The 12,464-nt window shown below is 34.3% G+C and carries 9 protein-coding genes and 2 pseudogenes; 3 read left to right on the top strand and 8 right to left on the bottom strand.

Annotated features, from left to right (window positions below):
• Positions 1-4 precede the first annotated feature (4 nt).
• Positions 5-1,000: an NAD(P)H-dependent glycerol-3-phosphate dehydrogenase gene (locus P5P89_RS07720; RefSeq protein ID WP_223682261.1), complete on the top strand. Its 996-nt coding sequence runs from the start codon at positions 5-7 to the stop codon at positions 998-1,000.
• A 75-nt stretch (positions 1,001-1,075) separates the two neighbouring features.
• Here the strand turns inward: P5P89_RS07720 and P5P89_RS07715 are convergent, their stop codons facing one another.
• The 8 genes and pseudogenes from P5P89_RS07715 to P5P89_RS07680 all read right to left on the bottom strand — a co-directional run bounded on the left by P5P89_RS07715 (position 1,076) and on the right by P5P89_RS07680 (position 10,391).
• Positions 1,076-1,822 (bottom strand): tetratricopeptide repeat protein, encoded by a 747-nt coding sequence (locus tag P5P89_RS07715; protein ID WP_223682260.1) that lies wholly within the window; start codon positions 1,820-1,822, stop codon positions 1,076-1,078.
• 41 nt (positions 1,823-1,863) lie between these two features.
• Positions 1,864-3,612 (bottom strand): BatD family protein, encoded by a 1,749-nt coding sequence (locus tag P5P89_RS07710; RefSeq protein WP_223682259.1) that lies wholly within the window; start codon positions 3,610-3,612, stop codon positions 1,864-1,866.
• Between the two features lie 141 nt (positions 3,613-3,753).
• Positions 3,754-4,519, bottom strand: a pseudogene (locus tag P5P89_RS07705) (tetratricopeptide repeat protein).
• Positions 4,520-4,559: 40 nt separating this feature from the next.
• The gene (locus tag P5P89_RS07700; protein WP_223682257.1) at positions 4,560-5,594 is read right to left on the bottom strand and encodes a vWA domain-containing protein; all 1,035 of its coding nucleotides are present in this window, start codon (positions 5,592-5,594) and stop codon (positions 4,560-4,562) included.
• Positions 5,595-5,682: 88 nt separating this feature from the next.
• Positions 5,683-6,684 (bottom strand): vWA domain-containing protein, encoded by a 1,002-nt coding sequence (locus P5P89_RS07695; protein ID WP_278011415.1) that lies wholly within the window; start codon positions 6,682-6,684, stop codon positions 5,683-5,685.
• Positions 6,684-8,316, bottom strand: a pseudogene (locus tag P5P89_RS07690) (hypothetical protein). Before P5P89_RS07690 ends, P5P89_RS07695 begins: the two are co-directional and overlap by 1 nt.
• A gap of 126 nt (positions 8,317-8,442) precedes the next feature.
• On the bottom strand, positions 8,443-9,306 hold the full coding sequence (locus P5P89_RS07685; RefSeq protein WP_223682254.1) for a DUF58 domain-containing protein: 864 nt from the start codon (positions 9,304-9,306) through the stop codon (positions 8,443-8,445).
• Between the two features lie 80 nt (positions 9,307-9,386).
• On the bottom strand, positions 9,387-10,391 hold the full coding sequence (locus P5P89_RS07680) for an AAA family ATPase (protein ID WP_017497457.1): 1,005 nt from the start codon (positions 10,389-10,391) through the stop codon (positions 9,387-9,389).
• A gap of 223 nt (positions 10,392-10,614) precedes the next feature.
• On the opposite strand from P5P89_RS07680, the gene P5P89_RS07675 reads away from it, so the two are divergent.
• Positions 10,615-11,487 (top strand): aldo/keto reductase, encoded by an 873-nt coding sequence (locus P5P89_RS07675; protein ID WP_278011414.1) that lies wholly within the window; start codon positions 10,615-10,617, stop codon positions 11,485-11,487.
• 121 nt (positions 11,488-11,608) lie between these two features.
• Positions 11,609-12,364: an SDR family NAD(P)-dependent oxidoreductase gene (locus P5P89_RS07670; protein ID WP_278011413.1), complete on the top strand. Its 756-nt coding sequence runs from the start codon at positions 11,609-11,611 to the stop codon at positions 12,362-12,364.
• Positions 12,365-12,464 lie beyond the last annotated feature (100 nt).

Raw genomic sequence — 12,464 nt, 5'->3', positions numbered from 1 at the left:
AATAATGAGCCAAAATTTAAAATTTGCAGTAATTGGTGGTGGGAGCTGGGCAACAGCTATTGCAAAAATGTTGTGTGTGAACCTGGATGAAATTTCGTGGTATATGCGAAATGATGCTGCGATAGAACATCTTTTAAAATATAAGCATAATCCAAATTATTTGAGTTCAGTTGAGTTTGATATCAATAAACTTAAATTAACCAACGATATAAACGAAGCGATTGAATATGCAGATTACCTTATTTTTGCAATTCCTTCTGCTTTTTTAAATGCTGAATTAGAACATTTGACAGTTTCTCTTGAAAATAAAATTATCTTTTCAGCCATTAAAGGAATTGTTCCTGAGACAAGTTTGATTGTGGGTGAACATTTTCACATTCAGTACGATATTCCATACTACAATATAGGGGTTATTACAGGACCCTGTCATGCTGAGGAAGTAGCTTTAGAAAGACTTTCATATTTAACGATTGCCTGCGGTGATCCGGAGAAAGCCTGTACAGTTGCAAAATCCTTATCCAGTAATTATATAAAGGCTAAAATTTCAGATGATATCATCGGAACTGAATATGCGGCAATGCTGAAAAATATTTATGCAATAGCTGCCGGAATTGCACATGGTCTGGGATATGGCGATAATTTTCAGTCTGTATTGATGAGCAACGGAATCCGTGAGATGCGAAAATTTATCAAGAAAGTACACAGAATGAAACGAAATATCAATGATTCTGCTTATTTGGGGGATTTACTGGTAACAGGATACTCTGTATTTTCAAGAAACCGAATGTTCGGCAATATGATCGGAAAAGGGTATACTGTAAAAAGTGCTATGATGGAAATGAGTATGGTTGCCGAAGGATATTATGCAACTAAAAGCGCTTATAAATTAAATCAGGGTTATGGTGCCAAAACACCAATTATTGATGCGGTTTATGCAGTATTGTATGAAGGAAAGAATGCCAAGACTGTTTTCAAAAAACTAACAGAATCTTTAGATTAAGAATTAAAAAGTTCAAGATATACAAAAAGAGTTCGTTTCTATCGCAGAAGCGGACTCTTTTTGTATAATAATTTTCTATTTTACTTCTTTTATAGCAGAAGCATCAATCCAGCCTTCGGTGCCATCCGTCAATTCAATTTTTTTCCAGTTTTCAAGGGATTCGGTTACATAAACCTTAGCACCTTCGTGCAATAAGAAAATACTTGATGCTCCTTTTTGAGGTTCACTTCGTACTTCTGTCATTTCAGCAAAAACGATTGCAGGACGATCATTATTATAATGATCTTTTTCAGTTATTCCTGCTGAAACACTTAATAATAAGGCAAACAGTAAAATAAACATTCCGATAAAATAGATTCTTTTGGAAAGTGTAAGCTGTGAAAAATAATAGCCAATAAAACTAAGCAGAAAAGCAAATGCAATTCCTACCGAAATCCAAGCCCATGTATTGTAATTAAAAATACCTGTAAAATTCTGAACCAGCTTTGCAAAACCAACCTTTGGGACTTCTTTAATTTCGTCTATTGTGAGTTTTTTGGCAAATTTGAGATTGTTTAAAGTTTCAGCATCATGTGGTTTCAGGACAAGAGCCTTTTCATAATTATAAATCGAAAGGGCCACTTTATTAAGTTTGTAATAACAATTCCCTAAGTTAAAATACAACTCGGCAGAGTGTTGTTTTTCATCCTTAATAATGCTTTCATAAGTTTGTGCTGCTTCCTGGTATTTTCCCTTTTGATATAAGGCATTTGCTTTTTCAAAACTGCCCTGAGCAAAGAAAACCTGTGAGATTAATAAAAAGAGATATACTATATTTTTCATTTTCTGTAAATTTTAACCTTTCGTAAACTTTGACGTTAGGTTTAAATAATTTGTTTTTCTAATTCCGAAATAATCAAAACAGCTTTGTCATAATCCTGTTGGATAGATGTGCCTGATGCAGGTGCATATCTCGCAAACTCGCAGTTCTCGGTCAAATTAATAAAGTTCTGAACCGTTTCCGGATTTACACTTCTTGATAACAGCAATTTGCGAATATTGTCTTTGCTCATTTCTGAGGTCTCAATGTGTAATTTGGCTTTCAGGAAATTATGCATTGCTTTTTCAAGGGCAATATAAAAAGGTTCTTTATTATTAAGCTGTTTCTTGGCTTCAGACAAATATTTCTTCGCCAGTTTGTTATTCATTTTAATTCTGTTACCGGTAACATCACTATCGATTGCCTCTTTTTTCTTCTTGGCAATTACAATAATTGGTAAAATGACAAAAGGCAGTAACAATAAACTGTAATATAAATCGGAGCCGTAAAAATCATCTTTTGCAGTCGAAACTAAAACCGTTTTTGGTTTGATATATTTAAATTGCTCTGATTTTGTAATCACATTTTTAGATGTATGTGAGGCCACTGCTTCAGCCTGAACAGGACCATCCAAAACATCAATCATGATTTCAGGAGAAGTTATGGTTTTATAGCTTCCGGAATTCAAATCAAAATACGAGAATTCCATTGGTTTTATAGCATACTTTCCTTTAAATTGAGGTATGATGGTATATTTGTCCGAAATTTTTCCAGACATTCCTGCAAGTGATGTATTTACTTTTTCGTCATGAACCGGATCATACATTTCTAATGCATTAGGTACAACTGGTTTTGGCAAGGTAAATAGTTTCATGTTACCTGTTCCGTTTGCACTAACAATCAAATCAAGGCTTTCTCCACTTTTTAAGGTAGTTTTTGATGGGGTAACGGTAAAATCAAATTTACCTACAGCTCCGGTAAAACCAATAGGTTTATTTGCCTCAGGAAGTGCTCTTACATTGATTGTTTTGGCTCCGGCAGAAACGGTTTTGTTTGCGTCATCCAGCATCATCTGACCAAACATGTTCCGGCCTCTTGGTACCTGAATTCCTATGTCTAAAGAAAGCGGTTCAATAGTAAGTTTTCCTGATTTTTGAGGGTATAAAATCGTTTTTTTAAGGACTACAAAGTAAGAGCGTTCACCTTTGTACATTCCCTCTTCAATTTGAAGCTGTTTGATGTCAATATTTTGATTCCAAAAGTCTTTGTATTTAGGTTTAGCCAGTTCTTTAAATCCTGTTACACCAATACCATTAAAATATAATTTATAAACCACTGTAATAGGTTCATTTATATAAGGATTCGTTTTGGAAATTTCCGCAATCAGATTCAGTATCTCATTTCCGCCCCCTTGATGCTGTTGTTGTGAATTTGGATCTCTTTCTTGTGGAACTGCATTGGTAACCGTTATTTTTATGGGAGATGTTTTATAAACCTGCCCATTATATTCAATTGAAGCCTGTTTGATGGTAAATGTACCTTTTTGATTCGGCAGCAAAAAATAAGAATAAATTTTCTGAAATGAACTTCTTCCATTTACCCATGACTGACTTATCTGCTGGCTTGGCCCTCCTACAATCCTGAAACCTTCAAAAGAAGGCTGGTCAAAGTTATCCCCATCAACATTCATGATAAAGTCAATACGGAGTCTTTCGTTAACTCCAAGCGTATTCTTGCTTACCCTGGCTTCAAACTGAACCTGAGCCATAAGTCCCTGAAAAGTGAATAGTAATAGAATTAAATATCTTTTCATTACTTGTTTAATCAATTTTTGTTTGTTGTTAGTAGTTTATAGTTTCTGTTATCTTCTAAAAGTTTATTCTTTTAATTTAGATGAAATGGTAAACTGTTTTTATTAAATCAGAAAAACAATTAACCAAAAACAATAACAATTCTACCAGTCTTTTTCTGCTTTTTTAGGACTTCCTTTTACTTTTTGGGCATTAACTTTATCCTGAATTTTTTTCTTCATTATTCACAGCATCTAATAAATTCTGGACACGATCTTTTGAAATTCCTCCCGGCATAGGTTTTGGCTCTCCGTTCTGGTTTGATTTATCATCTTTTTTGGGATCGTTTTTACCGTCTTTTTTATCTTTGTCCTTATCGCCTTTGTCGTCTTTTTTCTGATCGTCTTTGCCGTCTTTTTTATCTTTATTGTCGCTGTCCTTTTTCTGATCGTCTTTTTTATCGTTCTTTTTATCCTTGTCCTTATTCTTGTCGTTTTTCGGAGGGTTTTCTTTTAGTTTTTGTTTGGCTAAAGCATAATTGTAACGTGTCTCATCATCAGTAGGGTCGTTACGCAAAGCGTTTTTATAAGCTTCAACAGCCTGAGTATAATCTTTTTCTTTCATAAAAACATTTCCTAAATTATGGAAAGCTTTGTGTTTTTCAGGTCTGGTTTTGGCATTTTTAATTGCCTTTGCATAAGCATATTTTGCTTCTGATGCCTGGTTTTGTTTGTAAATTGTATTTCCTAAATTATAAGAAGCTGTAGCTTTTTTAGGAAATTTTGATTGTGAAATCCTGTAATTTGCCTCTGCATCAACAAATTTATTCTGTTTATATTCTTCATTGGCTTCAGGCAATGTTTTGTCTTTTTCCTGAGCAGAAACTGCCAAAGAAAAGGTTAGTAATATATAAAGAAGTAAATTTTTCATTCTGTGTTTTTATTTTTTTGCTCCCGATTTGTCAGAACAATTATTTCTTTTCGTTAAATAAATTCAACTCGTTTATCCAGTTTGTTTTTCTTTCCAATAAAAAGATATCCAGAAATAACAGGAAAAAGGCAAAGCCTAAAAACCATTGAAACTGCGATTGAAACTCTGCCATTTGTGTTGCTTCAAACTCAGTTTTCTGAATATTATTCAAGGCATTTTTTACATATTCCAGTACTTCTTTTGTACTTCCTCCATAAACATACCCGCCTTTGGTTGCTTTTGCAATTGCTCTTAAACCTTCCTGATTTAGTTTTGTAATAACTGTTTCACCATTTTGGTCTTTCTGATAACTTCTGACTACACCGTTTTCCTTCAACGGAATTGTGGCTCCTTTTTCTGTTCCAACACCAATAGTAATGATTTTCATTCCAATTTTATTGGCTTCATCTGCAGCTGCTTCAGCACCTTCAGAGTGATCTTCTCCATCAGAAATAAGGATTAAAAGTTTGCTGGTTTTACTTTTTTCATCGAAATAGGTTGCTGATAATTTAATCGCTTCGTCAAGTGAGGTCCCTTGTGATGACACCATTCCGGGATTCATACTTTGCAGAAACATTTTAGCGACACCGTAATCTGTTGTAATTGGTAAGACTGGGAAAGCGCTTCCGGCATAAGCTACAATTCCGATCCTGTCGCTGCCTAAATTATTGATAATCTGAGAAACCAATTGTTTGCTTTTTTCTAAACGGCTCGGTGCAACATCCTCAGCCAGCATACTTTTTGAAACGTCAACAGCAAAAACAATATCAATTCCTTCACGTTTTACAGTTTCCATCTTGGTTCCAATTTTTGGATTAACCAGTCCAATAATCAGAAAGGCTAATGCAAAAAGAAATAATACTAACTTTAAAACCGGTTTAAAAACAGAACGTTCCGGGCTTAGTTTTTTTACCATTTCCAAATCACCAAACTCACGCTGTTTTTTTCTTTTCCAATACAGATTAAAAAGAAAAATACATGCCACAATCGGGATGAGAAATAATAGATATAAATATTTTTTTTCGTCTAGTTCCATAAATGTTTTTAAATTCCAATTTTAAAAATTCCAAATTCCAATTTGTTTTTTGGAATTTCATTTTTGGGATTTTTTAATTTTTTCAAAATTAAATGAAGCTTCTGTAAACAGTGTTTCTTAAACCCACTTCCAACAACAATAATATTCCTGATAACAAAACAAAAAACCTGTATTTTTCATCGTAATCGTAGAATTTTAATTCCTGAATTTCAGTAGTTTCTAATTTGTTTATTGAGTTGTATATTTCAGCCAGTTTATCATTACTGGTGGCTCTAAAATAGGTTCCATCCGTTTTTTTGGCGATACCTTTCAGTAACTGTTCATCAATTTCTACTTTTTGCATTTTAAACAAGAAACCGCCGTTTGGGGCATATGCATAAGGAAATTCAGCCATTCCGTTAGTCCCGATTCCAATAGTATATACTTTTATCCCATATTGCTTTGCAATGTCAGAAGCTGTTTCCGGCTCAATGAATCCCGCATTATTTACACCATCTGTCAAAAGAATAATCACCCTGCTTTTTGCTTTACTGTCCTTAAGTCGGTTTACAGCCGTTGCAAGTCCCATCCCAATTCCGGTACCATCCTGTAATACATTATCGTATTTGATCTCCTTAATAGCTTCTAAAATGATGGCTTTATCGCTGGTAACAGGTGTTTTAGTGTAGGCTTCAGAGGCATATAAAACAATTCCGATTCTGTCGTTTGGTCTTTCGTTAACAAAATCAGCCGCAACTCTTTTTAAAGCTTCCATACGGTTGGGCTTTAAATCTTTTGCAAGCATACTTCCCGAAACGTCAATTGCCATTACAATATCAATCCCTTTCGTTGTTTTAGTTTCGTTGCTGATGTCAACAGTTCTCGGTCTTGCTAAAGCCACAATCAGAGAACACAGAGCGATAATCCTGAAAACATACAAACAAGGTTTTAATTTTGTTAATAGTGATTCGCTGTTTTTAAAACCCTGAGTTGAACTCATTTTTAAAGTAGCCGATTGCTGATTGCGTTTCCAGAAAAACCATCCTATTGCAATTGGGATTAATAAAAACAGCCAAAAAAATTCCGGATTTAAAAAAGTTATTTTTTCCATTAGTTGCTTGCTCTTTTAAGTTCAACAGAATTTAAAATTCTATCCGAAATATCATTAGCATACGTATCTCCTTCTTCATGGAATATAGCAATTTGCTGTAATCCGCCATCTTGTTTAAACATCAGGACTTCGTAGTAAAGTTTAGCGCTTGTTTTCAGGTTTTCATTAATAAAGGTAAAAGTTCCGTACCCTTTTATTCCCGTAATGCCTTCTTTAGTTTCAAAATCTTCTTGTTTTGTAATCATATTTCTGGCACCCTGAGCTTCGATTATTTTTAAATTGCCTTCAAGGGCTTTTGATAAATCAATTTCTGTAGGGTTTTTAAATTTAGCTGTAGAAACCGTTATATAAAAATTATCAAGTAAACTTCCGTAACCAAAAAGCTGCATTTCCTTTATAAGGGCCATAGCCTCTTTTGGTAATACTTTTTGAGTATCAAGTCGTTGTAAAACCCTTGGGGTTTCAATTAAAACACCAGGATTGCCGTACTCGCTTTTTATCCATTCCCCTTCCAGTAATTCTTTGGTTGGGTGTCCAATTATATTGTCTTTTACATAATTAAAGCCTTTAGTGACAACGAAATAAGTAGTGGTTGCAGTAAGTAAAAAAACTACAGTTGCAGCAGCAATTGCAATACGTTTATTTCTTTTTTCTTTAACTGAAGCTGAATTTGTTTTTGTTTTTGGGCTTCGTTTAATAATTGATCTTCTTCCTCAACAGGAACTTCTGTAGGGATAGCATTATCCAGCGTTAAAATTGCTTTTTGAATCTTATTTCTGTCTTCAGTAATTTCAAACTCTAATGGTTTTGATTTTGCAAATTTCACCAAATCTGCCTGTCTTAAAACACGTTCCAGATTTTCAACAGTTTCGGGAGTAAGGCTCATTTTCTTTTTGGCAGAAGCCGTTTTAAGACCCTGAATCAGTTCAGAAGTTGTGCTTTCCATTGCCGGAATCTGAATTGCTTCTTCTATATAATTACGGGCAATATCAGTCAGTTCACTATAATATTCTTTTACTTCGCCTTTTTGCCAAAGTTCTTTTTTCTCAAGATTGTTTAATAAGCTTGTCGCTTTTTCAATAGGCGTTTTATAAACTTCTTCTTCAATTTTTTCTTTTGGTGTTTTTTCATATACCAATAAACGAAAACACCAATTCCTATAATCAGAACTACAATCAAAAGATAAATCCACCAGTCTCCAATACCGTTTTCAACAGTTGAGATATCTTTAATATCATACATTTTTTGCTGTAGAGTATCCACTTTCACACTGGCTACTTCAACTGAAACCGGATCGCTTAAATGAGGCTTTTTATCAATCAGAATCTTAACTGGCGGAATAACATATCTTCCGGAATCAAATTGTGTCAAGCCATATTTTTTGATAAGCTCATAAGTGCCGTCTTTTTTAACGGTGTCAATTGGGTACGATTGAATCACTTCTAATGGACCAATGTTTTTTAAAGCAGGAAATACAACTTTAGATTTTGAACTTACGATCGTTTTAAGCGTTAGCTTAAACTCGGCGCCAATTTTATTTTTTGTAGTATCGATACTGGTTTCAATCTGCTTATTTTGTGCAAAAACAGTTGAGGAAAGTAAAAATAGAAATATGTAAAATTTTAATTTCATTTGATTTGATTTCAGATTTTAGTCTAAAATGAAGCTTAAAACAGATTCAGCTTAAGCGATTTATTTTCGATTATTCTTCAAATTAATCTAATATTCTAACAAACTAAGATCTCTGATAATCTAAAATTATCTTGATTTGAAATACCCCAGTAATTTAGTTACGTAATTTTCATCAACTCTTGTGTTTACGACACCAGCTCCGGATTTGCTGAAAATTTCCTTAAAGTAGCTGACACGTTCCTGATAGTGTTTTTCATAATTCATTCGGACTTTTTTAGAACCGGTATCTACGAGCTGAATTTTTCCGGTTTCCGCATCAAGCATCGTTACCATTCCTAAATTTGGGATTTTTTCTTCACGGATATCGTAAACCCGAACACCTGTAATATCATGTTTTTTAGAAGCAATTTTTAAAGTGTGCTCATAATTTTCAGACATAAAATCTGAAATCATAAAAACAATTGCTTTCTTTTTTTGTGTTCCTGAAAGAAACTTTAAAGCTTGGGCGATATCTGTTTTTTGGCTTTTTGGTTCAAATTCGATCAATTCACGAATAATTCTCAAAACGTGCGAACGCCCTTTTTTTGGCGGAATGTATAATTCAACATTATCAGAAAACAATATTAATCCAATCTTGTCGTTATTTTGTGTAGCGGAAAAAGCCATCGTTGCAGCAATTTCAGTTACGATGTCTTTTTTAAACTGACTTTTTGAACCAAAACCTTCAGAACCCGAAATGTCTACCATTAAAACCATAGTCAGCTCGCGTTCTTCTTCAAAAACTTTTACGTGGGCTTCGTTATAGCGTGCGGTTACATTCCAATCGATGTTACGAATATCATCGCCATATTGGTATTGGCGTACCTCGCTAAAAGTCATCCCGCGCCCTTTAAATGAAGAATGGTATTCTCCTGAAAAGATGTGATTGCTCAGTCTTTTGGTTTTGATTTCTATTTTCCGTACTTTTTTTAAAAGCTCTTTTGTATCCATTCTATTTGTTTAAAGTTTAAAGTTTAAAAGTTTCAAGTTTGTCTTGCAACAACCTGAAACTTGAAACTTGAAACAAATTTTTAAGGTACCTCAATCTCGTTTACGATTTTGTTGATAATGTCTACAGAAGTAATGTTTTCAGCCTCAGCTTCATACGTTATTCCAACTCTGTGACGAAGTACGTCATGTACAACAGCACGAACATCCTCTGGAATTACATATCCACGGCGTTTGATGAATGCATAACATTTTGCCGCATTGGCTAAATTGATACTTCCACGTGGTGATGCTCCAAAACTGATAAGCGGTTTTAAGTCGGCTAGTTTATACTTTTCCGGATAACGGGTAGCAAAGATGATATCTAAGATATATTTTTCGATTTTTTCGTCCATGTAAACTTCACGAACGGCTTCCTGTGCACGCAGAATTTGTTCTACAGAAACTACCGGATTTACTTTTTCGTAACTTCCTTTTAGGTTTTGGCGAATTACAAAGCGCTCTTCGTCAATTTTTGGATAATCTATAACGGTTTTCAGCATGAAACGGTCAACTTGAGCTTCAGGAAGCTGATAAGTTCCTTCCTGTTCAACAGGATTCTGAGTAGCCAATACTAAAAACGGACGATCAAGCTTAAAAGTGGTATCTCCAATTGTAACCTGTTTTTCCTGCATTGCTTCCAAAAGTGCAGACTGAACTTTGGCAGGAGCACGGTTGATCTCATCGGCAAGTACGAAGTTAGCAAAAATTGGCCCCTTTTTAATAGAGAATTCGTTTGCTTTAATGTTGTAAATCATGGTTCCGATAACATCGGCAGGTAATAAATCCGGCGTAAACTGGATACGGCTGAAAGAACCCTGAACTGCTTGTGATAAAGTATTAATCGCCAAAGTTTTTGCTAAACCAGGAACACCTTCCAGTAAAATATGCCCTTGTCCTAATAGCCCGATTAATAAACGCTCGACCATGTGTTTCTGGCCCACAATAACTTTGTTCATTTCCATTGTAAGAAGGTCTATAAAAGCACTTTCTCTCTCAATTTTTTCATTTATCGCTCTAATGTCTAAAGTCGTTGTATTTTCTTCCATATAAATATTTTTAAAAACCTTTTAAAACTTGTGATTTTTATACCTGATTTTTGAGAGTGCAAATTGAATATTTTTTAAGAAGTAAGATGTTAAAAAATGGTTAAAACTTCGACCAAAACCCTAATTTTAAGGACGAATTGTGAATCTATTTTTATATTTTTAAGAACTTTGGTGATTATGCTGTAAGCAGACATCATTATTACTAAAAATAATACAACAAAACATGAGCAAAACTTTATTATCACCTGTAATTTCAGGGGTTAGGAATTGGGGAGTTTGGGATAAAAATCTTACATCAAAAGAAATGGAAAGCATGATACAGCTCTGTATCGAAAACAAAATTACTAGTTTTGACCACTCCGATATTTACGGAGATTACACCACCGAAGCAGATTTTGGAAAAGCACTTCATGACAGTAAAATTTCTCGCGAAAAATTGCAGTTAATTACCAAATGCGGTATTCAGATGGTTACCGAAAACCGTAATAATAAAGTCAGGCATTATGAACATTCTAAAGAATATATAATCTGGTCAGCAGAAGAATCCCTGAAAAAATTAAAAACAGATTATATCGATGTTTTTTTACTGCAAAGACCAAGTCCGTTAATGCAGGCTGATGAAATTGCTGAAGCGGTTGAAAAGCTAAAAACAGAAGGGAAAATCATTGATTTCGGTGTTGGGAATTTCAGCAATTCACAAGTTGAGTTAATTCGTCAGAAAACAGATGTTAGTTATCATTCAGTACAATTCTCAGCTACGAATTTTGAGCCAATGACAGATGGGACTTTTGATTATGCACAAATACACGGAATCCGTCCGTTGGCATGGAATCCGCTGGGTACTGTTTTTAGGGAAGATAGTCAACAAACACGTCGTCTGAAGAAATTACTTTCGACATTAGTAGAAAAATATCATTTAGGATCTGATACACTTTTATTAGCATGGATTTTAAAACATCCGGCAAAAGTGATTCCGGTTGCAGGAACTGTAAATGTCGCCAGAATTCAATCATTGATGAAAGCAGTAGAACTTGAAATGGATAAGGAAGACTGGTTTGCAATATGGACTGAAAGCAGGGGAGAAGAGTTGCTTTAAAATAATAATTTATAAACATAACAGAAGTAAAATTCGCTTAAGCGAAAATAGTTGTCACAAATTAAAATGGAGTTTTCAATAAATGAAAGTTGTTTAATTTATGGCAAAACATATAGTCAGGATGAAAAAAACAGTTTTAATTACCGGTGCTACAAGCGGAATTGGGAAGGCAACAGCTCAGATTTTTGCACGAAATCATTATAAAATTATCATTTGCGGAAGGCGTAAAGAACGATTAAGCGAACTCGAAAAAGAACTTTCAGGATATACTGAGGTACATTCTTTGTCTTTTGATGTCAGGGATAAAAATGCTGTTTTTGAAAGTATAAATTCCTTACCGGAATATTTTTCGAATATTGACGTTTTAATTAATAATGCAGGGAATGCACACGGATTAGATCCAATTCAGAATGGTGATATTGATGATTGGGATGCCATGATTGATATCAATGTAAAAGGACTTTTATATGTTTCGAAAGCTATTATTCCGCAAATGATTGAAAGGGAATCGGGACACATTATCAACATTGGTTCAACAGCCGGAAAAGAGGTTTATCCGAATGGGAATGTATACTGCGGATCAAAACATGCTGTGGATGCTATTACTCAGGGAATGCGAATGGATTTGAACCCACACAAAATTAAAGTAAGCGGAATACATCCGGGTTTGGTTGAAACAGAATTTAGTGAAGTACGTTTTAAAGGAGATACCGAAAGAGCTTCAAATGTTTACAAAGGTTTTGATCCTCTGAAAGCAGAAGATATAGCCGAAATTATTCATTTTGTAGTTTCAAGACCTTATCATGTCAATATAGCTGATTTAATCGTGATGAGCACGGCTCAGGCCTCTTCAACAATTGTTAAGAAAAATATTTAGAAGATTTTTTAACACATAGAAACATAGTTTTGCTTTATCTTAATGGTATTTCATTTGCATCAATTCACATAGCTATGTGTATTTAGAAAAAGTGAAACGC

The organism is Flavobacterium gyeonganense (assembly GCF_029625295.1).
Taxonomy (GTDB): domain Bacteria; phylum Bacteroidota; class Bacteroidia; order Flavobacteriales; family Flavobacteriaceae; genus Flavobacterium; species Flavobacterium gyeonganense.
Note: the sequence above shows the minus strand (reverse complement) of the source record. Positions and strands in the feature narration are given on the sequence as shown.

What these genes read in the sequence shown, in the direction of transcription:
- P5P89_RS07710 (WP_223682259.1), bottom strand. Translation starts at nt 3,612, where the DNA reads ATGAAAAGATATTTAATTCTATTACTATTCACTTTTCAGGGACTTATG.
- P5P89_RS07695 (WP_278011415.1), bottom strand. Translation starts at nt 6,684, where the DNA reads ATGGAAAAAATAACTTTTTTAAATCCGGAATTTTTTTGGCTGTTTTTA.
- P5P89_RS07715 (WP_223682260.1), bottom strand. Translation starts at nt 1,822, where the DNA reads ATGAAAAATATAGTATATCTCTTTTTATTAATCTCACAGGTTTTCTTT.
- P5P89_RS07670 (WP_278011413.1), top strand. Translation starts at nt 11,609, where the DNA reads ATGAAAAAAACAGTTTTAATTACCGGTGCTACAAGCGGAATTGGGAAG.
- P5P89_RS07720 (WP_223682261.1), top strand. Translation starts at nt 5, where the DNA reads ATGAGCCAAAATTTAAAATTTGCAGTAATTGGTGGTGGGAGCTGGGCA.
- P5P89_RS07685 (WP_223682254.1), bottom strand. Translation starts at nt 9,306, where the DNA reads ATGGATACAAAAGAGCTTTTAAAAAAAGTACGGAAAATAGAAATCAAA.
- P5P89_RS07675 (WP_278011414.1), top strand. Translation starts at nt 10,615, where the DNA reads ATGAGCAAAACTTTATTATCACCTGTAATTTCAGGGGTTAGGAATTGG.
- P5P89_RS07700 (WP_223682257.1), bottom strand. Translation starts at nt 5,594, where the DNA reads ATGGAACTAGACGAAAAAAAATATTTATATCTATTATTTCTCATCCCG.
- P5P89_RS07680 (WP_017497457.1), bottom strand. Translation starts at nt 10,391, where the DNA reads ATGGAAGAAAATACAACGACTTTAGACATTAGAGCGATAAATGAAAAA.